The sequence below is a fragment of the Enterococcus sp. DIV0756 genome (assembly GCF_051710745.1).
Taxonomy (GTDB): domain Bacteria; phylum Bacillota; class Bacilli; order Lactobacillales; family Enterococcaceae; genus Enterococcus_A.
The window spans coordinates 897,061-918,132 of the sequence record NZ_JBIOLF010000001.1 but is presented as its reverse complement, the minus strand read 5'-3'; the positions used below and the strand labels follow the sequence as shown (position 1 = coordinate 918,132).

At 39.3% G+C, this 21,072-nt stretch carries 25 protein-coding genes, 3 tRNA genes and 1 pseudogene; 9 read left to right on the top strand and 20 right to left on the bottom strand.

The annotated features are described in order from the left end of the window. Window positions 1–18 precede the first annotated feature (18 nt). From IGI44_RS04465 to IGI44_RS04445, 5 genes are all read right to left on the bottom strand, one after another. Window positions 19–1,539, bottom strand: coding sequence for an alpha-N-arabinofuranosidase (locus IGI44_RS04465; RefSeq protein ID WP_438786609.1), 1,521 nt, complete (start codon window positions 1,537–1,539; stop codon window positions 19–21). 16 nt (window positions 1,540–1,555) lie between these two features. After that, a complete protein-coding gene (locus tag IGI44_RS04460; RefSeq protein WP_438786608.1) occupies window positions 1,556–2,125 on the bottom strand; it encodes a DUF624 domain-containing protein in 570 nt (189 codons plus the stop codon). 12 nt (window positions 2,126–2,137) lie between these two features. Further along, window positions 2,138–2,995 (bottom strand): carbohydrate ABC transporter permease, encoded by an 858-nt coding sequence (locus IGI44_RS04455; protein WP_438786607.1) that lies wholly within the window; start codon window positions 2,993–2,995, stop codon window positions 2,138–2,140. A gap of 13 nt (window positions 2,996–3,008) precedes the next feature. Further along, window positions 3,009–3,917, bottom strand: a complete 909-nt coding sequence (locus IGI44_RS04450; RefSeq protein WP_438786606.1) for a carbohydrate ABC transporter permease — start codon at window positions 3,915–3,917, stop codon at window positions 3,009–3,011. A 116-nt stretch (window positions 3,918–4,033) separates the two neighbouring features. Continuing rightward, window positions 4,034–5,314, bottom strand: coding sequence for an ABC transporter substrate-binding protein (locus IGI44_RS04445; RefSeq protein ID WP_438786605.1), 1,281 nt, complete (start codon window positions 5,312–5,314; stop codon window positions 4,034–4,036). 286 nt (window positions 5,315–5,600) lie between these two features. Here IGI44_RS04445 and IGI44_RS04440 point away from each other — a divergent pair, with 286 nt between their 5' ends. After that, window positions 5,601–6,491, top strand: coding sequence for an ArsR/SmtB family transcription factor (locus IGI44_RS04440; protein ID WP_438786604.1), 891 nt, complete (start codon window positions 5,601–5,603; stop codon window positions 6,489–6,491). Window positions 6,492–6,697: 206 nt separating this feature from the next. On the opposite strand, the gene IGI44_RS04435 is transcribed toward IGI44_RS04440, so the two are convergent. Both IGI44_RS04435 and IGI44_RS04430 read right to left on the bottom strand, forming a co-directional pair. Next, a complete protein-coding gene (locus IGI44_RS04435; protein WP_438786603.1) occupies window positions 6,698–7,288 on the bottom strand; it encodes a hypothetical protein in 591 nt (196 codons plus the stop codon). Between the two features lie 122 nt (window positions 7,289–7,410). After that, complete coding sequence (locus IGI44_RS04430; protein WP_438786602.1) at window positions 7,411–8,019, bottom strand: hypothetical protein; 609 nt, start codon at window positions 8,017–8,019, stop codon at window positions 7,411–7,413. Window positions 8,020–8,533: 514 nt separating this feature from the next. Between IGI44_RS04430 and IGI44_RS04425 the strand changes: the two genes are divergently transcribed. The 4 genes from IGI44_RS04425 to IGI44_RS04410 all read left to right on the top strand — a co-directional run bounded on the left by IGI44_RS04425 (window position 8,534) and on the right by IGI44_RS04410 (window position 9,558). Beyond that, window positions 8,534–8,606: transfer RNA gene (locus IGI44_RS04425), tRNA-Asp, on the top strand. Between the two features lie 11 nt (window positions 8,607–8,617). Then, a tRNA-Ser gene (locus tag IGI44_RS04420) sits at window positions 8,618–8,707 on the top strand. Window positions 8,708–8,931: 224 nt separating this feature from the next. Next, a tRNA-Ser gene (locus IGI44_RS04415) sits at window positions 8,932–9,019 on the top strand. Between the two features lie 161 nt (window positions 9,020–9,180). Next, window positions 9,181–9,558, top strand: a complete 378-nt coding sequence (locus tag IGI44_RS04410) for a DUF1801 domain-containing protein (RefSeq protein ID WP_438786601.1) — start codon at window positions 9,181–9,183, stop codon at window positions 9,556–9,558. Window positions 9,559–9,663: 105 nt separating this feature from the next. On the opposite strand, the gene efp is transcribed toward IGI44_RS04410, so the two are convergent. From efp to IGI44_RS04390, 4 genes are all read right to left on the bottom strand, one after another. Next, window positions 9,664–10,227: an elongation factor P gene (gene efp / locus IGI44_RS04405; RefSeq protein ID WP_216405511.1), complete on the bottom strand. Its 564-nt coding sequence runs from the start codon at window positions 10,225–10,227 to the stop codon at window positions 9,664–9,666. 173 nt (window positions 10,228–10,400) lie between these two features. Beyond that, window positions 10,401–11,033, bottom strand: coding sequence for a YczE/YyaS/YitT family protein (locus IGI44_RS04400; protein ID WP_438786600.1), 633 nt, complete (start codon window positions 11,031–11,033; stop codon window positions 10,401–10,403). A 268-nt stretch (window positions 11,034–11,301) separates the two neighbouring features. After that, the gene (locus tag IGI44_RS04395; RefSeq protein WP_438786599.1) at window positions 11,302–11,799 is read right to left on the bottom strand and encodes an HD domain-containing protein; all 498 of its coding nucleotides are present in this window, start codon (window positions 11,797–11,799) and stop codon (window positions 11,302–11,304) included. Between the two features lie 129 nt (window positions 11,800–11,928). Further along, window positions 11,929–12,690, bottom strand: coding sequence for a TrmH family RNA methyltransferase (locus tag IGI44_RS04390; protein ID WP_438786598.1), 762 nt, complete (start codon window positions 12,688–12,690; stop codon window positions 11,929–11,931). A 117-nt stretch (window positions 12,691–12,807) separates the two neighbouring features. Between IGI44_RS04390 and IGI44_RS04385 the strand changes: the two genes are divergently transcribed. From IGI44_RS04385 to IGI44_RS04370, 4 genes and pseudogenes are all read left to right on the top strand, one after another. After that, the gene (locus IGI44_RS04385) at window positions 12,808–13,080 is read left to right on the top strand and encodes an acylphosphatase (RefSeq protein WP_438786597.1); all 273 of its coding nucleotides are present in this window, start codon (window positions 12,808–12,810) and stop codon (window positions 13,078–13,080) included. A gap of 105 nt (window positions 13,081–13,185) precedes the next feature. Continuing rightward, the gene (yidC, locus tag IGI44_RS04380) at window positions 13,186–14,112 is read left to right on the top strand and encodes a membrane protein insertase YidC (RefSeq protein WP_438786596.1); all 927 of its coding nucleotides are present in this window, start codon (window positions 13,186–13,188) and stop codon (window positions 14,110–14,112) included. Between the two features lie 164 nt (window positions 14,113–14,276). After that, window positions 14,277–14,482, top strand: a pseudogene (locus IGI44_RS04375) (type II toxin-antitoxin system HicA family toxin). Between the two features lie 5 nt (window positions 14,483–14,487). Then, complete coding sequence (locus IGI44_RS04370) at window positions 14,488–14,874, top strand: type II toxin-antitoxin system HicB family antitoxin (RefSeq protein ID WP_438786595.1); 387 nt, start codon at window positions 14,488–14,490, stop codon at window positions 14,872–14,874. Between the two features lie 247 nt (window positions 14,875–15,121). On the opposite strand, the gene IGI44_RS04365 is transcribed toward IGI44_RS04370, so the two are convergent. The 9 genes from IGI44_RS04365 to IGI44_RS04325 form a co-directional block, all read right to left on the bottom strand. Then, a complete protein-coding gene (locus IGI44_RS04365; protein ID WP_438786594.1) occupies window positions 15,122–16,321 on the bottom strand; it encodes an ABC transporter permease in 1,200 nt (399 codons plus the stop codon). Next, window positions 16,318–17,004: an ABC transporter ATP-binding protein gene (locus IGI44_RS04360; RefSeq protein WP_438786593.1), complete on the bottom strand. Its 687-nt coding sequence runs from the start codon at window positions 17,002–17,004 to the stop codon at window positions 16,318–16,320. The genes IGI44_RS04365 and IGI44_RS04360 overlap by 4 nt, the downstream gene beginning before the upstream one ends. Next, the gene (locus tag IGI44_RS04355; protein ID WP_438786592.1) at window positions 17,005–18,219 is read right to left on the bottom strand and encodes an efflux RND transporter periplasmic adaptor subunit; all 1,215 of its coding nucleotides are present in this window, start codon (window positions 18,217–18,219) and stop codon (window positions 17,005–17,007) included. Between the two features lie 3 nt (window positions 18,220–18,222). After that, a complete protein-coding gene (locus tag IGI44_RS04350) occupies window positions 18,223–18,696 on the bottom strand; it encodes a hypothetical protein (RefSeq protein WP_438786591.1) in 474 nt (157 codons plus the stop codon). Window positions 18,697–18,880: 184 nt separating this feature from the next. Beyond that, complete coding sequence (locus IGI44_RS04345) at window positions 18,881–19,318, bottom strand: hypothetical protein (protein WP_438786590.1); 438 nt, start codon at window positions 19,316–19,318, stop codon at window positions 18,881–18,883. 132 nt (window positions 19,319–19,450) lie between these two features. Further along, entirely contained in the window at window positions 19,451–19,843 is a 393-nt protein-coding gene (locus tag IGI44_RS04340) for a hypothetical protein (protein ID WP_438786589.1), read from the bottom strand. 66 nt (window positions 19,844–19,909) lie between these two features. Further along, window positions 19,910–20,380 (bottom strand): hypothetical protein, encoded by a 471-nt coding sequence (locus IGI44_RS04335; protein ID WP_438786588.1) that lies wholly within the window; start codon window positions 20,378–20,380, stop codon window positions 19,910–19,912. A 1-nt stretch (window position 20,381) separates the two neighbouring features. Further along, window positions 20,382–20,585 carry a helix-turn-helix transcriptional regulator gene (locus IGI44_RS04330; RefSeq protein ID WP_438786587.1) on the bottom strand — a complete coding sequence of 68 codons (204 nt, stop codon included), beginning with the start codon at window positions 20,583–20,585 and terminating at the stop codon, window positions 20,382–20,384. A gap of 146 nt (window positions 20,586–20,731) precedes the next feature. After that, on the bottom strand, window positions 20,732–21,055 hold the full coding sequence (locus tag IGI44_RS04325; RefSeq protein ID WP_438786586.1) for a hypothetical protein: 324 nt from the start codon (window positions 21,053–21,055) through the stop codon (window positions 20,732–20,734). Between the last annotated feature and the right edge of the window lie 17 nt (window positions 21,056–21,072).

Sequence of the window (21,072 nt, the reverse complement as noted above, 5' to 3'; positions counted from 1 at the left end):
TTCATCTCTACCCCTACCTTATTTCTTCATTCGAAGCATGTTCCATGAATAGCCCGGAATCTTCGCTTCAATTTTTTTGTCCTCTAATGTGACGCTATCTGTTACTATTTGTGGCTTTATCTGCTCTTGCTTGTCACGAGTATTTTTAGCCAACAGGTCATGATCGCCAATAAAGCGGTGTTCAATCAAGGAAAGCGACTGATCAAAGTCATGATCGACTTCCACAAGTTGTTCTTCTTTCGAACGATTGACCAAAAATAAAACCAATTCTTCCTCATTATTGACTAAACAGCTGTCGACGTATTCAACCTGCTTCATTTTGTCCACATCATATGTTGGTCCGGAAAACTGGGTTTGCAGGACTTCGCCTTTGGCATAATTTGAAAGCTGCTCCATCACAAAATACGTTGGATTCACCCAACAGTCGCCTCCAGCATCCGTCAAAATCAATGGAATCGTGTTAACCAATAACGACTGACACCCAATCTTCACACGATCCGCATGACGTAAAATAGCTAATCCCAATGACCCAAACAAAAGGGTATCCTCCATCGTAAACTGGCACCAATCAATCGGGCTGCCCACTTCAAAGGGGTGATTTTCCTTTTCAGGCTGCGCATGGACGTTCCACTCATCGAAGGCTAGATACATCGTTTTCTCACTGCGCTTCAAAGCCTTAACATAATCACAGGTGGCAATAATTTCTTCGATCTGACGATCAAATCGCTTCGATTTTGCTAAATAGGTCGGTGTATCGTCACGCTCCGTTTTTGGTGGACGCGTCAAATCGTCTTCATCGTATTTATCAATGTAATTGTGCAAGGCAAGATAGTCGACATTTTCATAGGCCGCTTCTAGAACTAAGCGATCCCATTCTGGATAACTAGATAAACGCGGTGTGGAGCTGCCGACTAGAACGGTTTCGATGGAGTCGTCCACCCATTTCATCGCTTTTGCTGCTTCATTGGCGATTCGACCATACTCTTCAGGCAGCTTCGTTCCAATCTGCCAAGGACCATCCAATTCATTGCCTAAGCACCAAAGCTTAATCCCGAAAGGCTCCTTGGCACCATTTTGCTGACGTAAATCACTCCAATAGGTTCCTTCTGGAAAATTGCAATATTCAACAATATCCCGCGCATCGTCAATCCCCTTCGTCCCTAAGTTAATCGTGAAGATCGGCTCCGCACCGGTTTGCTCCACCCATTTCATAAACTCATGAATCCCAAACGTATTGGGTTCAATCGCACGCCAAGCAATGTCGATTTTTCGTGGGCGTTGTTCCACCGGGCCAATCGTATCCTTCCAGTCATAGCCCGAAGTAAAATTTCCTCCTGGATAGCGAATAACGCCCAGATTTAGTTCGTTGATTAATTTCATCACATCTTGACGAAAGCCATTTTCATCCGCAGTCGGATGCCCAGGCTCGTAAATTCCGGTATAAATGACACTGCCCATATGTTCCACAAAGGAACCAAATAAGCGTGGACTAATCTCGCCAACTGTAAATGTTTTTCGTGCTGTAAGTGTTGTTTTCATGCTGTAAACCTCGTCGTTAAAATTTTTGTGCCAAGCTTAATTGAATCAGCTTCCAATAGCCGCCCGCGAATAGAAAGATAAACGGTGGAAAAACAAAGACCAAGCCAATAAACAAAAGTGTGATTCCTACGACCAATAGATTGGATAGAAAATAAGTCACTACACTAAAAGCGGCTGATCGTAAAACCGCTTGCCACGATTGCCGTTCCCCTGTCATCTGCCAAACGATTCGAAACAGCAAACTTAGACTGACAATGAGAGAGATTAGATAGAGCACCGCTACCCATTGACTCGATAAGCCCCCTTGCATCTGCCGTGCATTTGAATCACTGACAAAATACAGGCTGAGATACAGCAGACTGACTAAAAGCGACAATGGCAGCTGCCGTTTAAAGCCGGTCCAGTAATTTCGCAAAATTTCTCCTGATCCTTGTCCGTGCCACTGACGCATGGTGTAGACAACGCCATTGCAGGAAGCCACAAAGGTCACTAGTGGCAAGCAACCCACTACCCACAAAATTCCGATTAAAATATAGTCCGTAATAAGCATCAAAAAGGCGTAAACCCTTGTCTCTACTAGTTTCATCTGTTTTTCCTTCTATTCTTTCATGCCTGACATCGCAGTACTTTGAACAAAATATTTTTGTGCAAACATGTAAATAAGCAAAAGCGGCAGCATCGAGATCACAGTTCCCGCCATTACAGGTCCGTAGAAGGAAATGTTTTGTCCAGTAAATAAAGCAAGTCCAGCTGGTAAGGTGCGCATTTTTGAACTGGTTGTCATAATCAATGGATATAGCAAGTCGTTCCAGCTATTCATCAAGGTAAAAATCCCCAGTGACAGCATGGTTGGTTTGCTTAACGGCAACATGATTTTCAAAAAGATATTAAACTCGTTCAATCCGTCAATCCGGGCCGCTTCCTCCAAATCCTTCGGTAAGGTGATAAAGAAGGAACGCATCATAAAAATCCCAAAAGCGGTGGTCATTCGCGGAATGATTAACCCAGGATAGCTATCAATAATCCCCAAGAAGTTGACTTCCATATAAAGAGGAATCATAAATACTTGGAACGGAATCATCATAGTAATCATGACGAAATAGAAGAAGGCGGATTTGCCTTTAAAGTGCATTCGCGCAAAGGCATAACCTGCTAATGAATCAAAAAATACCGAGGTAATGACCACGCCGCCTGCGAAGATCACCGTATTTTTGATGTAATCCATCAACGGGATGGTCGTCCAAACCTTGGTATAGTTTTCCAAGGTATACCGATCCGCGAAAATCTTTGGCGGAAAGGAAATAATGTCCTTTTCATACTTAAATGAAGAAATCAAAAGCCACAAGAAGGGAAAGGCAACTAATAAAATTACGACACAAAGAATCAGTTTTCCCACAATTTGCTTTGTCTTTTGCTTCTTTTTTGACACTGGTTTTATCACTGTAGAAGCTTCCATGTCTTTTCTCCCCCTATCTCATTTGTTTTTCTTTACGGGTCATGTACAAATTGATCGATACTGCTAATACAGCAATAATTACAAAAAGAACACTTGATAGTGCCGAAGCATAGCCTAATTCATAAGGTGCGGTGAAGCCTCGAGAATAGATGTATTGAACAGCCGTTTCCGTCTTAAATTGCGGTCCACCAGCCGTTGCTACATAGACTTGGTCGAAAACTTGCATTGATCCAATGAAATTGGTCAAAATACAAAAGCCTAGTGAAGGGACAATTTGCGGTAACGTAATGTTGAAAAACTGTTGATTCTTAGTAGCGCCATCCATTTCTGCTGACTCATATAAAGAAGGCGAAATCCCTTGGATCGCGGTTAAGAGAATCGTCATGGTCACCCCAAAGTTTTTCCAAACAGTCATGAAAGCAACCGTCGGCATCGCTAACGTCGGATCACGGAAGAACTGCGGTGTCTCCATCCCCAGCTGTGTGAACAGGTAAGGGATCGCCCCGATGTTCGGATCTAAAAGCATGGAAAAAATAATGGCAATCGAGGTTAACGAACAAATGACCGGAATATAGAATGTCGAACGACAAAAACGATTAAACATGGTGTTCCTTGAAAGAACCACTGCGAAGATTAATCCGACAATAATTTGGGCAGGTGTTTCCAGTAACGTAAAGTAAAGCGAGTGGATAAACGAATTGACTGCCCGCGGGTCTTGAAAGACACGAATAAAGTTTTCAAAGCCGACAAAATCTTGACTCGTGAAGAAAATATTCATGTTGGTAAAGCTTAAAACAAAGGTCCCGATTAATGGGATAACAGTAAATAATAAAAGAATTAAAAAGGACGGTAGCAAGAAAAGATATGCTGCATGATTCGGTTTGTTCCAATAGGTCAGCAGTCCACGTTTCCCTTGGTTCATTAGTTCTCCTCCTAAAGTGATTCGTTTACTCTTTTCATCACTAAGAAAAGAGTCATTTGAAAGTCAACATCGACAATCCAAAGCTTGTCGATGTTGACTTCTGAATTGCTTAAAAATTACTCAGCAAGCAAATCGTTGATCTTTTTGTCTGCTTCCTTCATTAGTTTTTCAGCATCTTCCCCTGCTAACAAACGCTCAATGAGTGGATTGATGATATCGTTGTTAATGGTTGGCAGTTTTTCAAATCCAGGTAGGAATGGTTCTGCAAAATCCATTTGTTTAGACAGCTCTGAAACGATTGGATCTTCTTTTACTTCTTTGTCTTCATTCACAGAGTTCAGGTATGCAGGGAAACCATTTTCCATACTCCATTTTTTACCAATCTCGGTTGAATTCCAATATTTCAAGAATTCGTAAATCGCTTCTTTTTTCTTCGGATCGGTGCTTGCAGGAATCGCGTAGCCTACACCATCTAGAATGGCTTGCTGCTTGCCATCTTCGCTGCCTTGAGGGATCGTTGTCACACTGTAATTGATTTCGTTGGCCTTCAAGCCATTGTTCAACCAAGGACCATTCAACTCAATCGCTAATTGGTTCGCATTCATCACGTTGTCCATCTCAGCACCTGAGATAGATTCTGGACCCGCTTTATCGTCGTGGATCATTTTTTGAATCGTTTTTAATGTTTCCAAGTTTTCTGGTGAATCAAATTCAGACTTAGTGTAATCGTCATTGACCAACTTACCGCCATTTGCCAGCATCCAATTGTATAATGGCCAAGTGCCATCTTTATTAAAAATAAATCCGTGAACATTTTTGGACGAATCCGCTAATTTTGGCGCCATTTCTGCTAATTTTTCCCATGTGCGAGGCGGCTGATTTTCATCTAGACCTGCTGCTTTGAATAAATCCTTGTTCCAGTACATGTACATTCCCTGTACTTGCATTGGGATGAAGTATTGCTTATCCTCTACTTTTCCTAAATCAACAGCCGTGTCTACAAAATCGCTCTTATCAACGCCATCATATTCCCAGAAATCTTCCAAATCCTGAACCGCGCCATTTTTCACGTATTGCGCAAAATCTCCATAATTTAAAGCAACAAAATCAGGTGCTTTTTTGGCTGAGATTGCCGGAGGCAGCTTTTCATTTAAGTTTGCCCACGTCATGACATCCATTTCAATCGTTATGTTCTTATCATTTTCTTTATTGAAAGTATCAACAATTCCCTTTAAAATCTCTCCATCAGAAGCTGTAAAGCCATTCCAAAACGTCAAAGTTGTTTTGTCACCGCCGTCGCCATCACCACTAGCTTTCCCCTTATTTCCGCAACCAGCAAGCAAAGAAGTCGTCAAAGCAAATGCTGCTGCACCAATAAAAAATTTCTTCAGTTTCATTTCTGATTCTCCCTTTTCATTTATTTTTACACTGAATGGGTAGAAACACTCAGCGTCAAAGCCAAAAAAATAGAACATAGTTAAGAAAGCGCTTTTAACCTCTACGCAAATAATACATTTTTGAGAAACCGCTGTCAACAATATTTTTATTAATTAGTATAAATTAACCAATACATTCATTAACATATTTATTAATATGCTAGTGCCATTGATTATGAGTTTTACACACGTTAATATATATGTTAATATACAAGCAGATAAATGATACAAGAAAGGAAGTCTCTTAATGCAGATAGATGTCTCTCATGAGTCGTTACCAATTTTCGAAGCGCTTGCAAGCAAAGTACGAATCGACATTATCAAATTGCTCTCCAAAGACAAGCTAAGCGTGAAGGAAATTGCGGATAAGCTTCACTTGAGTAGTGCGATTGTGACTATGCACATTAAAAAGCTAGAGGAAGCCAATATTATTCGAACAGAACGAGTCGCTCAACGTAAAATTTCCAGCCTTCGTGTCGATGAAATTGACGTTCATTTTCCAAAGAAGATTTTCAATGCTTTCGATACACGGGAAACATGCATCCCTGTTGGTCATTACACCAACTACTCCATCAAGCCTACCTGCGGACTCGCGACCCTGCAAGAATTTATCGGAAAGGTCGATGAGCCAAGATACTTTATGGATACTCGCCGAATGGATGCACGGATTCTTTGGTTTACAGAAGGCTTTGTTGAATACCAGACACCGAACTACCTAAATGAAGATGAAAAGGCGGAAATGATTGAAATTTCCATGGAAATATCGTCTGAATTCCCTTTTCATAATAATAATTGGCCTTCTGATATTACCTTTTACTTGAACGATGTTGAGCTTGGTACTTGGACAAGCCCTGGGGATTTCGCAGATATTCGTGGAAAACTGACCCCTGAGTGGTACCCAGATAATTTGAATCAGTACGGTCTTTTAAAAACGATTCGGATCAGCAACCATCTGACGAACATGGATGGCGAACCCTTATCGACTATCACCATTGACGACATACCGACCCAAAGTGAAATCTGGACCCTGCGCATAGAAGTCAAAGAGGATGCCAAAAACGCTGGCGGTTGTACGTTATTTGGCAAAGGCTTTGGAAATTACGATCAGGATATAAAGATCAAGACGTTTTATAGTTAAAAGAACGCTGAAGACACTAGTAAAAGTGTCTTCAGCGTTTTTTTAACTATATCTTTTCTATTCTCTTAAAAAACGTGTTAATGTTTTTCTTGAGGTCTCTTCAAAATTATCTATTAGCAAAATGAATCATTCAGCAAAAAAAGTATGTCTTCTTACAGGAATAGCAATCGAGGCATCAAAATAATCAATATCCTCTTCAGAACTTACTAGTTTGTTGTTTGTTCTTCTGCTCTTTTTAGCGAACTAGCGGCTTCTTTGAGTTTTTCCCGATTATCATCAAATCGACTTGGTTTAGTAGAGATGTATACTTGCACGAAATTTTGTTCCGCCTCTAAAAGATAGACAAGTGCTTTATGTTTCACACCATCTACATGGCCTTCAAGCACTAGCTCAACTCCAGGCATCCCGTGAACCTCAATAGGTTTTTCTTGCTCGATGAATTGATACCCCATAGATTCATAGGTATCGATCAGCGTATTTTTACAGCTTGTAAAATCCTCATAATCTATTTTATCTTCTATGAACAAACTCAAGCCTTCATTAGTGGTCGTAACAAACAGATCTGAATTCTTATCTGCACGCTCTACCCATCCCTTTAGTACTGTGTAATGAAATAATTCACCATTTTCAGCGCTGACTTCGGTCACATAGTTTTTAGTTGCTTCCCCTTTCAAAAGTTCGCTACTTTCTTGTACTTTCTTTGGTTCTTGCGTTTCTTCGATGGCTCCTGTATCCTTTGCAGCGCAACCGCTGCTTGCCAACAATACCAATCCTAAAACAACCAATTTCTTTATCATATTGTTCTCCTTTGTAAACTGTTAATAATCGTACTTGCTTCTCTAGCCACTGATTGTCCGCTGTTCAATAAACACTCCTAATACTGACTGGACACTGTGGTCCGTATCTATCGCTTTTTCATCTACCTAGCCACAAATGAATTCACCATCTCAGTAATTAAATCATCATTTTTTGAAAAAAATGATGGCCGCCCCATGAAGTTTAGAATGACGTACTCGGTTTCCGTTTCTAAAAAATAAAAACGAAATTCTGCATTTGCTCCATCCGCAGTTCCTATAAAGCTATAACATTCACCTGCATAATATGGTGATTGATATGTTTCTTCTTTAATCGTTTCCTCTTTTATTCGGACTTCATCATCAAATTTCATTTCTTCTTTCATCGCACTTTTTAAGGCAACGAAATCATCGACATCAGTCCTCTTCATTCCGGAAACCATTATTTTTTCAATAGTATTTTCATTGTCAGCGCTAAAAGAGAATTCTTCATCTTCAAGAACTCCCCAGTTATCTAAAATCTTCATTTTATAATTCGTTCCTTCAACTTGAAAATCGACATCCTTCATTTCAATTTTCTTTTCTGAAGAAGAAGTTTCTGGTTTTGACGCTGAAACTTCTGTCGTAGATGCTGACTCGGTATTTTTCTCTGATTCACTAGTTTCCTTCGCTCCACCTGAGCCGCATCCTGCTAACACTGCAACCATTGCCACTAAAACAATCCATTTTTTCATTCTATATTCTCCTCACTAAAAATTGATACTCTTTTCAACACTAATTATAGTTTACACTAATTCCTAAGTAATTAATAACATAAATTATTTTTAAGTCATAAAAGTACAAATACAAGACTTTAATTAATAAAAAAAAGAATTTAAGGTTTCGATCATCAAAACAATATCGACTTATTCCACTCTAAACTCATAATAAAATGTTTTTAAGTGTCATTTCTATTTGAAAATAGGATGTTTATAAAAGCAGTTTGCTCTTGTTGATAATCAAAGGAAATTTTTTTCACCAGTATATTTAGATTGATTTCCATAACCTCCGATTACAATTACGTAAGAAAAATAAGAATCGCCCTCTAACAGAATAGAACTTTTCTTAATTTCGTTGTTTTACATCTATTAAAAACCTTATATACAAGCATTTAAAAAGCCCATACATATAAAATACTAGTTATTTATTTTATCGATTTTATCTTGCAGATAGCTTTATCTTTCGGTATACTAATCTTTGTGCTAAGAAGGTTCCGTGGTGTAGGGGTTAACATGCCTGCCTGTCACGCAGGAGATCGCGGGTTCAAATCCCGTCGGAACCGTTTATCATCATGGAGGATTACCCAAGTCCGGCTGAAGGGAACGGTCTTGAAAACCGTCAGGCGGGTAAAACCGTGCAAGGGTTCGAATCCCTTATCCTCCTTATTCGTTTCAAAGTAATAATTTTTTCAAGGAAAAAATTAAGCCGATTCGAATGCCGTATATCATTCAACTAAGGCGGCTTCTCAATTGATTAACTAATTTTGTTTTATAGTTTTCTTGCTAAGTCTCCTGCGAAAAGTTGAACTGACATCCTTATTCGTTTCAAAGTAATAATTTTTTCAAAGTAAAAATTAGGCTGATTCGAATGTCCTATTTCATTCATCTGGGGAAGTACTCAAGTGGCTGAAGAGGCGCCCCTGCTAAGGGTGTAGGTCGAGAAATCGGCGCGAGGGTTCAAATCCCTCCTTCTCCGTAACAACACAAATAAGGCGGAATAAACTTCTGAAGAGTTTATTCCGCCTTATTTGTGCTTTCTTAATTTTAGCTTGCAGGAATAGGTAACTGAAAGTAGACTAATTTATAAGAAACCAGTTCTTCATAATCACTGAATAGGCCATGTGAAGGGAGAAAATTATGATGAAAACCGATATCCAAACTTTCTATCCAACGTACTCCGCACAAGAAAAACAAAAACTGATAGAATTACAAAATCTGATCCATGAAATCGCGGGAGAATCTGATATTCAACTTGTTGAGAGTGCTAAATGGGGACAGCTTTCTTTCGCCACGCCTAATGGAACACCTATAAGAATTGACCGTTTTTCTGATACTCAGGTTGCTCTCTTCGTCCATTGCCAAACACATTTGATTGATGATTGGAAATCCTTGTTTTCTGAATCGTTAAGCTTTTCGAAAAACCGAGCGATCCTCTTCCAGCTAGATGAATCTTTACCTGAGGAACCGTTAAAAATTTGTATTGATCAAGCCTTTCATTATCATGTGAAAAAGTAAAAAATCGGACTCTCTTTAAATGAAATTTCAGATACTTTAGCTTATGAATGTATCAATCCGCATACAAAAAAACCACGATCACTTAAGACCGTGGTTTTTATTTTACTATTTCGTCGCGCGTTTTTGGTAGGTACCTTCTTGGGTACTTACTTCTAGCAACTCGCCTTCTTCAATAAAGTCAGGAACGTTCACAACTAAACCTGTTTCCATTGTTGCTGGTTTGCCTGAGCCGGTTACTGTTGCGCCTTTGATTGATGGTTGTGTTTCAACTACTCGCAAGACAACTGAAGATGGCAACATTACGCCGATAACTTCATCGCCGAAGAATTGAATTTTTACTTCCATGTTTTCAAGGATGAATTTCATTTCATCTTCAACAGTCTTTACAGGGATCTCATATTGTTCATATGTTTCTAAATCCATAAAGATTGCAACATCGTCTTGGCTGTACAAATATTGAACAGGTTTTGTATCGATCATTGCTTTTTCGAATTTTTCATCTGGGCGGAAGGTTGTGTCGTACGTTGAACCTGAACGCACGTCGCGTAATTTCATACGCATAACTGTATTTCCTTTACCAGGTTTGTGGTGGCTAGCATCTAATACTTTGATCAACTTTCCGTCTTGAACGAAAGTCATACCAGCGCGTAAATCGCTTGCTGAAATCATTAATAAGCACTCCTATTCCTATTTTATATGTTCGAATTTTTCATTGTAAAAATTCGATGGATCGTCATTCTGATCCGAATCTACGATAAAATGAACCTTATTCATTGTAGCAAATAACCCTTGTAGTTACTAGGAAAAAATAATCTACTATGCACAAAAACGATGCAAATCGATTATTTTGCCTGCTGTACGCGGAAAAATCGTAACTTAGGTAATTGATTCAAGGTAAATTCCAAGGAAGGTCCCATCAATAAAAGCACGATCAACGTCCCTAAACCGATATGTCCGCCCAGTAGGAAACCAGTTAAAAAGAAGGCTGCGTCTAAAACGATCCGAGCTACTTTAACAGAACTTCTCAACACTCGCTTCAATAAGATCATCAGAGATTCGTATGCACCAGATCCTGAATCCGCTAACAAATAAATGCCAGTACCGATGCCAAATACGATCGAACCTGTGATGATGGCTAAATAATTTGTGCCATCTGGAATCGTATGCAAGATTCCCATCCAATCCAATAGATTCAAACAAAAACCAATACCGAAGCTATTAATGATACTTCCAATGCCGATCATCTTCCGGTCATAGAAGAAGATCAACACTAAAATAATTCCATTAAACAACATACTGATTGTTCCAAATTTCAAGGGAACGTGCTGTAAAATCCCTAACACTAATGTACTGATAGCATCCGCCCCTAATCCACTAACGACAATTAGGCGAATACCGATTGCTGCAATGAACGTCCCGACTATGGCAAAAAATAACTGTTTGATAATATTTGGTTTGATAAGCCTTTTCCTCACTTTCTATGGTTTCAACTATTGAACCGGCCGTTCTCTAATCAATCCTTCATAATGATGGTAAACTGTTTTACTTGAAAAATAAGAGACACCCAATTGAATTACTATTAACCTGTCTAAATAGAGCTATTTCTACTATTGATTGTAAGCTCAGCTTTACACTAACTCGAACGAGCTGAGAGTACTATCCTTTGATTGAAATATGCTTCCTTAATAAATTGCGAAAATAAGGCACCAAACAAGTTTTTGTTTGGTGCCTAAAATTGTTGGATTAGTTCCATTCTTTTCTTAAACGTGCCTTGTAGGAATTGAATCGATCTACTAAAGGCTCGGCTGCTTCTTTAATGGCGCAATATTTGTCGACCATCGTAACGATATAACTTTCCTTATATTTCGGAGGAGTGATTGTTGCTCCCCACATGTGTTTAATAATAATATCACGTTCAAGGTCAGACAATTCGGTGATTTTTTCTGCATTCTTCACGGCGATACGTGGATGCATGTAGGCATGTGAACCTTCATCGAATTTTGTTGTCCGCCAGTCATAGTAAAACAAATCGTGTAGTAAGCCGGCACGAGCAGTCGCTCTTGCGTCGCCATTGAATTGTTTTGCTAATTTGTAGCTATTGTAAGAAACACTGATAGAGTGCTCCAGTCTGGTTGAGTTCATATGTTGGGTGTAATCTGCTAGTCTTTGGACTTCATCGGTAGCTAGTAAATCCTCAATATAAGAAACGTATTCTTCGTCATCACGCCAATTTTCTGTCATGGATAAAAAAGCCCCTTTTCTTCGTTCTGTCGCTCATTATATCACGGCTACTCATGATTGAATAGGCTTCCATGAGCTTGTGAAAAAAGTTTAAGGGTTCCTTAATAACAGTTGCGAAAATGTGAAGACTTATTTAAGTAAATGGAACATTAGAATACCCGCAGCGATGGCAACATTCAAAGACTCCGCCTGCCCTTTAATTGGAATATAGAGATTTTGATCAGTCAGCGCTAATAATTCTGCCGACATCCCTTGACCTTCATTTCCCATTACGAGGGCAAAATCAGACAGTTTCTCAACGTTTAAATAATCCTTTGCCTCTTTGTCTAATGCCGTTCCAAGAACTGGGCTGCCAGCTTGCTGGAACTGTGGAATTCTTTCTGTTAAATCGCCAGTTTTGATAGATAGATGATAAAGACTACCTTGTGTGCTGCGCAGTGTTTTAGGATTATACAGATCCGCACTGCCTTGCCCTAAGAAGACGCCAGTGAAGCCAGCTGCATCCGCTGTACGAATCATCGTCCCTACATTGCCGGGGTCTTGAACATTATCCAATAGTAGCCAAGCACCAGTGAGATCTGCTGTCTCCTCTTGCGGCATCTCTGCTACTGCAATCATGCCTTGAGGTGTCGGTTGACTGGCTAATGTTTTTAGCACGTCATCGGAAACCAAATAATAATCTGTCAAATTTTCCTCGATCCATTCAGACCATTCGTTCAACCCGCGCTGGTTAACAAAAACTTCCTTTAAACCCACATTTGCTGCTTTTGCTTCTTGGATCAAGTGAAATCCTTCTAATAGATAGCTTTGCGTTTGCTGGCGGTATTTTTTTTGCTGCAATTTTTTCGTTTCTTTGATTAATGTATTTTTACTTGATTGAATTTCTTTCAACGTGTTCCCCTCACTCATTTATCGTTTCGTCTGCCATTATAGCACGCGAATTCTTGTAACAACCAGCAAAACTCGCTATCATATAGAATAAGAAGTAAATTAATAGGAGGTTTTCTTATGAAGAAGCATATAAATGTTACTGGACGCGTGCAAGGTGTCGGCTTTCGTTATACGACCTATCAAATGGCCATTGAAATTGGGCTGACAGGTACCGTCAAAAACGAGGACGACGGCAGTGTTACAATCGAAGCTGTCGGTACAAAGGAGCAACTGGAGAAATTTCTGGAAAAGCTTAAGGTCCCGCAAAATCCGTTTGCCAAAGTTTCCCATATCGAACAATATGAAGACCCTACCATTAAGGACTATGATCAATTTAATGTGGTGTATTAAAAAAATGACAAGCTTCCCTGTCATTTTCCGAATTTGATTGAAAAGGCCTGTGTTATCTAGTATAGTATTTCCTGTATAAATTTTTATTAGCAGAGGAAGAATTGAATGAATAAATTTAAAAATTGGCTTTTAGGCTCCGGCCTTTTGGGTGTTCTTTTACTACTATCGGGCTGTGTCCGTTCAAATAGTGATGGTACTCCGGATACGTCAGGTCTTGTCTATCGCATGCTTGTTGTTCCACTGGAAAATTTCCTTAATTGGATGGTCACCAGTTTCGATTGGTCCTATGGCTTAGCAATCATCGTGTTGACGATTATCGTTCGCTTGATCATTATGCCTTTAGGAATCAATCAATCGAAGAAATCGTTGATCCAATCGGAAAAAATGCAATCGATTAAACCACAAATCGATGCAGCGCAAGCAAAAGTAAAAGAAGCAACCACACAAGAAGAACAAATGGAAGCACAGCGCGAAATGCAAGCTGTCTACAAAGAAAACAATGTCAGCATGATGGGCGGCATGGGCTGTCTGCCACTACTGATCCAAATGCCGATCTTCTCAGCCTTGTATTATACGGCTCGTTTCTCAGAAGGTATTCAGCACTCAACCTTTATCGGGATTGACTTGGCAAAACCAAGCTATCTGCTCGTTGTGTTTGTAGGGGTTGCCTACTTGCTACAAGGCTACATCTCACTAATCGGTGTGCCTGAAGAACAAAAGAAAACGATGCGCAGTATGATGATCGCTTCACCATTGATGATCGTCTTCATGTCCTTTACTTCACCTGCCGGAGTGGCACTATACTGGGTAATCGGTGGTATCTTTAGTTGTATCCAAACCTTTATCACAAATGTCTTGATGCGTCCTCGTATCAAAGCGCAAATTCAAGAAGAACTAAAGAAAAATCCGCCAAAACAAGTAGTAACGACGCCTATCAAAAAGGCTGAACCGATTCAGCCAAAACAAGTCACTCAACCTAAGAATAAAAACAATAAAAACGGACGTAATGCTGGAAAGCAACAACGTAAATAATCCAGTGAAAACCATCGCTTGAGGGCGATGGTTTTTTTGTTTTCTTCAGCTAAATCCATTTGCTTTTCGTAATTTTTATAAAGGGATTCGGACGAAAAAGAGTCTCTTTGCGTTTACACGTGTTTTTATACGTGTTAAAATAAAAATAGATAGAGGAGTTTGAAATGGATGCTAAACAAGTAGTGAGGATTCTCAAAAATGATGGTTGGTATTTTGATTCCCAACGCGGAAGTCACAGATAGTACAAGCATCCGACAAAAAAGGTAAAGTACCTGTACCATTTCATGGCCATAAGGATATTCCAGTCGGAACGTTAGCGAATATCCTCAAGCAAGCTGGTTTAAAAAAGATGCATTTTAGAAAGGATTGATCCATATGATGATTTATTATGCCGTATTCAATTTCGCAGATGATGGTATTAACGTTATATTTCCGGATTTGAATGATGCGACCACATTTGGGCAAGATATGCATGAAGCCCTCTATATGGCAAAAGATTTACTTGCTGGTTGGCTCATTGATGCTGAAGATGAAAAGGATGAGTTTCCTGCTCCCTCTGATCACCATAGCATTTCGGTTGCTTCAGGTGATTTGTTGATCCCTATTGAAATTGACTTAGCCTTTTATCGTAAGAAATTCGATAGCAAACCCGTCAAAAAAACTTTGACTATTCCAAACTATTTAAATGATTTGGGCAACAAGGCTGGCATTAATTTTTCAGCAACGTTGACTGAAGCCCTCAAAGAAAAACTAGAAGTCTAGGTTTCGCTAGATTTCTTTTTTGTCTAGCTCAGTCATAATGTATTCATTTTCCTAAAAACCAGGAAAATGAGTTTTATTCTCGCCACGCATACGATTCCGCTAAACACCACTACTATTTACTTGTTCAAAATCTGAGATCAATGCTCTTTTCTCATTAAACTGCGAAAAGCGCAACTCGCAAAAAAGAGCTATCTCGAATTGAGATAGCTCCGTTGATCGTTTTCTAATTGAGGAAATGGGTCATCCTCTATCTCAAAATATCGATCAAATCTTTCTTGGCTGCTTCTGAAGCTGGCATAACGGAAAAGATCAATCCGATCCCACTAGAAACACCAACTGCTAGAGCAACGGTAAACAAATCGACGGATACTGAAATGTCCATTGCACTACCGATCGCATAGGCAACAATCATTCCTAGCAGATAGCCAATGATTCCACCAACCAAGGTCAAGGTCATCCCTTCTAATAAAAATTGCAGTCGAATTGCCCCACGTGTAGCTCCCAAAGCTCGGCGAATCCCGATTTCCTTTGTCCGTTCTGATACGGAGATATACATCATGTTCATGACCCCGACACCCGCGATAAACAATGAAATCCCGGCAACAGCACTAATAAAGAGTGTGATGCTATTTAATACATCACTAATGCCATCTGTCATCATCGCCATATTGGAAACCTGGTATTCCCCTTGTTGACGCATCGCTCCAGCTTCCTGAAGTTTCTTGATCGCTTTATCAGCAACTTTATTCAGTTGACTTCCATCTGCTAGAGTCAGAACCACTGCACTGGTATCCTGTTCGTTACCAAAGAAATGGATATACGTTTGACGCGGTAATACAATTTTTGTTGTTCCTTCTGTGAACATTGTCTCTTCCGCACCAGATGGAAAGACGCCAATGATCGTAAAAACTTGATTATCCAACTCGAAGCCACGACCGACTGCGCTACTAGCTGAACCAAAAATCTCTTTAGCTAAGCTAGCGTCAATCGTCACGACTTTATTCTGTGTTTGATTATCATAAGCACTGATTGCGCGCCCGTAACTGACAGCGTCACCGCTATTCGAAACAACGCCAATACGGTAGTTCTTTGATTTATCCTTTATCTTAACTTCTTTATAAATGTAAGATAAATCATTTTTCGGATAGGCAACAGATTCTACGCCCTCAACATCTCTCAAGATGCTCAAATCAGAGGCTTGGATCATATCGACATTCGAATAATACAACGCATCATTTCCTGGAACGAAATTGATATCGACCTTCAACTGATCTGATTCATCATCGGTCAGACTCGCAATCGTATCTCGTTCAAAACCGCGACCAATCGAAAGAATGGCGATTACCGCTGCGATCCCGATCACGATTCCAAACATCGTCAAGGCGCTGCGCTTTTTATTCTTAAAGATTGAACCAAGAGAGGAACGCCAATTTACATAGAATTTCATTCGTCGCTCACCGCCTTGTCCTCAGTGATGGCCCCATCTCTGATTTTCACTAGGCGTGTACAGTATGGTACCACCTCTGGATCATGGGTAACTAGAAAGATTGTCGCTTGATCACGGCGATTCAACTCTCTAAAGAGCTCCATGATTTCATTTGACGTATGAGTATCCAAAGCCCCAGTCGGCTCGTCAGCAATAATGAATTTTGGTTGATTGATCAGCGCCCGTGCAATCGCCACCCGCTGCTGCTGTCCACCTGAAAGCTGACGTGGACGCTTTTCAGCTTTATCCGCGATCCCAACCTTCTCCAGAACTGACATGACTTTTTCTTTAGTCTGGTGAAAGCCGTAACCATTATAAAGTAATGGCAGCTCCACATTTTCATAGACCGTGTAATTTTCGATCAAGCTGAAATTTTGGAAAACAAAGCCCACCATTTGATTGCGGGTTTTAGATAAGCGATCATCCGTGGTGGCGACCAAATTCTCCTCTTCAAATAAATACTGCCCCTCAAATTTCGTATCAATAAATCCCAACAGATTGATCAAGGTTGATTTTCCTGAACCAGAAGGTCCCATGATAGCGATCATTTCCCCTGCATCCGCTTTTAAATTGATGTTCTTTAAAACATGCAGCGACTCTTCATCGTTGCGATAGTACTTATTAATATTTTTCAGTTCGATCATTTAATCCACCGCCAATTCCTGACCGTCACGTAACGATTTGTCAGGATTTGAAATGATCTGATCGCCGTCTTTGAGTCCTTCCTTCAAAATGAAGTAGTCTCCTTTATCCTCCGCCTGGATCGTAACTTCATGCACTTTTCCACCACGATAGGCAAAGACATAGTTGATATCGCCGGTTTTTTTTACGGCTTTTTTCGGTAAACGAATCTCATTCAATGGTAGGACAACTTGAACATTATAGCCGTATTGCAGCTCTTCGGTCGGCTTCACGATAAAACTATAATTAGAGACTGAACTAGTCGAGCCGCCGCCTGCTGCCCCCGCCTGACTAGCTACTTCCGCTTGATCAGGCAGCTTATTTACATGGGTGATTGTTCCCGCGATCTCTTGATTCGTAGTGATTGGTTTTATGGTTACCGATGCATCTTGGTGAACTTGCGGGTAATCATATTCAGAAGCTTTTGCCTCGATCGTAACCTCGTTACTAACGACTTTTACCACTGGAACAGAAGGATCGTTCTTGCCCTTTTCATTAATATAGGCTGTTCCTTTTGTCGCACTGGCAACAGTTGAGCTGACTTTTCCACGCATTTTCGTCACACTCTGTGATGCTGAGTTTAACTCTACATTCGCACTCTCCAACGCTTGTCTCGCTTGAACAACCGCATCAGCCGCAGCATCCACACTGCTTTCGTATTGGGTCATTTCCTGATTGTATTGCTCTTTTTTAGCAGCGCCTTCTTCACTATTTTCATTTGTGTTGTTATAGTTGGCTGTTGCTTCGTTTAATTTCTGCTGCTCTTTTGCCTGCTTATCCTGTGCAATCGCCAAACTTTCTTGTGCATTTGAAACAGCAAGGTAGAGCTTATCTAAATTCGTGCTTTGTTCATCCGCTTGCTCCTGATATTCCGTGTTCGTATAGCTCAGTAAGGTCGCGCCCTGTTCTACCGCTTGCCCATCCTGAACATTGATTTCAGATATTTTTCCCAATGTCTGATCAAAGTAATAATCCTGTGTATGCGTTGCTTCCACAATTCCATTAAAGGTTAGCGGATCGGATTTTTTTAATGTGACTGTCTTATATTTGTTGTCTTTGACCGTCGTAGATTTCATTTGCGAATAAATAAATGCGCCAATAAACAATACCAACGCAAGTACTCCCGCAATAATACTCCAACGGATCTTTTGTTTTTTTGTCATTTTTTTCTTTTTCATCTGCTACTCCTCTGGTTCTGCTTTAAAAAGATGGACGATTACTAAAATTGCTGGGATCAGAAAAATAATCTGAAAGACTATCCCAACAATCGTTGTTACGAAGGTGAAATCCATCCCCTCCATCTGCATCTTCGGCTGAAGCATAAAGCCTATCGCCGAACCCAATAAACTCCAACCAATCTTAAGATAGTAAGGAAATTTTGCTGGGATGATCTCATCCGCTAATTTCTTATTCGCTCTAAAAAAGAAAATCAACAAACCAATCGAAATTGCTAAAGTCAACACTGAGATCCCTTTTATCAGCGGATTATTCACATAATCAAACATCTGCTGAGCCATCGAACCCATCACTTCGTAATGACTCAATTTCGGGTTTAACGTTTTGGGTAAACCAGCCAGTGTCGATACAACTGAAAGTAACCCTAAAATAATCAATACCATGTTCCATGTTTTTGCCTTTTTCAAATGCTCTTCCATTTAATCACTCCAACTCAACAATTTTTGATCATTTATGAAAATGCTGCAACAACCCTAAGCAAACATTTCACAAAGTTGTTTTCATTATACTATTAAATAGCTTTATTTTTGAAGAATGATCTTAAAAATAGATTATTTTGTCTTGAACGAGAAAAAGAGAACTTATTATAGTATCGTAATAATCCTATTTTAGTAATTGAAATAAAAGAAAGGGGATAAAAATGATTGCTAAGATAACAATCATTGAAAGGATAACATTCTTTGATTTAATCAACCCAAAATGATATCGGCGAACCATATAGCAAATTCCAATAATGGAACAATCAAACAAGAAGCTGTCAAAATGTAGTGGTGCATTACTTATCAACCCTCCATGATAAAAACCTCCAGGTGATACGAATCCTCTCCATTCTGACGGAAGTAAAAAGGATAAGCTCAATTGCAGCAAATTTATCAAGAGAATCATTACCATGCTCATAGATAAGGCATCGAATACGGCTTTCTTTTCTAATTCATCATACTGATACACTCCTGTAAATACTCTGAGCAAGGACAACAAACCAATCAATGAATATAAAGTAAATCCCCAAAAAACAACATGTACCATTAATTCCAACACCATTTACACTCCTCCATTCTACTTTAAATCCGTTCATTTTATTTTCTTCTCACTATAATTCCTTCTCAAATTTCTAGTAAATAAAAGCTTAATTAAAAAAGCGAAGAATCATTAAAATGAAGAATAAGATGATACTTAAAAACAACAGAGAATTTTTAACAAGAAAAATTTTTTTGAAATCAAACCATATCTCAATTGCCTGATATTATAGACAACAGCAATTACCGTACAATCGAATAGGAAACTATCGAAATGCACAATTTTTCCGTTGATTCCTCTAATCACTGAATGGCCACCAGACGAAATAATTGGACGGAAGTCTCCTGGAGCTATCATAGAATAAATTAGTTGTAGTAAGTGTAAAACTAGAATTACTACCATACTGATTGATAATGTTTCAAAAAAGACTTTTTTCTCTAACTCATCTGTCTCAGGGAAGACCATTACCGTTTTAATTAGTGAAAAGAGTACTACGAAAGAATAAATACCTAAAACAATCCCTAGACTATAATAAATTTTATCGAACATATTTTTCCTCCCAAAGAAATTTTGTCACACAAAAAAATTCTTATTCATCTCATCCGTAAAAGACCTTTAGCCTTTTGTTACCTGTTCAAAAAGAAGTGGCGCAAAAGTACAAAACATTGATATAGCAAACATTGGCAAAAGATTTCTTCTAATGAAATATTTCTTCGGGATAACTCCATATTGAACTTCCTTGAACTTATAAATGAAGCCTGTTACAGCAAAGTAAAAAAAGAGACTGTGAATATCAAATGTACTATTTCCAATTATTGCAACGGTATATTGATGACTGGGGAAGATAGCTTGATGTATGTTCGTCGTCAACAATTCTGGCAGCTTCCAGCGGAAAATGCTCAATAGTAAAATAGCGCCGAAGCTGATTAACACCGTCTCTAAAACAATTTTTCTATCGAACGCTTCAATAGAGTGCTTTTTTATTAAACGCTTTATCCCATAATAAAATGAAACTATAGAGCTTAAACCAATAATGACTATCGGGAAAAATACAAAATTTACGACGCATTTCACAATGATTTCCACATTACTCCTCCTCTAACTGAAAAATTTCTTCTACTGGCAGTTCAAAATACTGCGCGATCTTTAAGGTTAATTCTAAGCTGGGATTGTATTTCATCGTTTCGATCGCGGTCATTGTTTGGCGTGAGACATTCAAATCCTCCGCCATTTTCTTTTGCGGAATCTTTTTTGCTTCACGGATTGCTCTGATTTTATTATGAACGTTCATTTCTACCCCCTCAATCCAATGTAAAGATATCTTTACAGATAGAATACTCTTTTCTAATAACGATGTAAAGATATCTTTACAAAAAAATGAACCATCACTTTTGTGAATGGTCCACTATTGAATCTCCTATTGAACGAGCGTAACTGTTAAAGAAACTCTGCCAATCTTTGCTTAATCGCTGAATAATCATATTGCATAAGTTCCAGCTCTGGGATCACCACAAGGTTGTGATATCTGTCTTTGTCTAGATAGATCTCCATGGCTCGACTGCAAATAGTAGCATCACCTTTTGGTATTTCATCTTCCGAAATATCATCGCTGATAAACTCAACTTCCCACTCTGGCGCTAAAGCTTCTCGAACTTCTTTTTGAAATTTGTAAGGTCTGACAAGCATGCCAAATGTAGTCGCAAATCCTCTGAACCCCTGATTTGCATTTGTCGACCAGATCCAAACCACCTTTTTACTCATTTCCTATTCCCCCAATC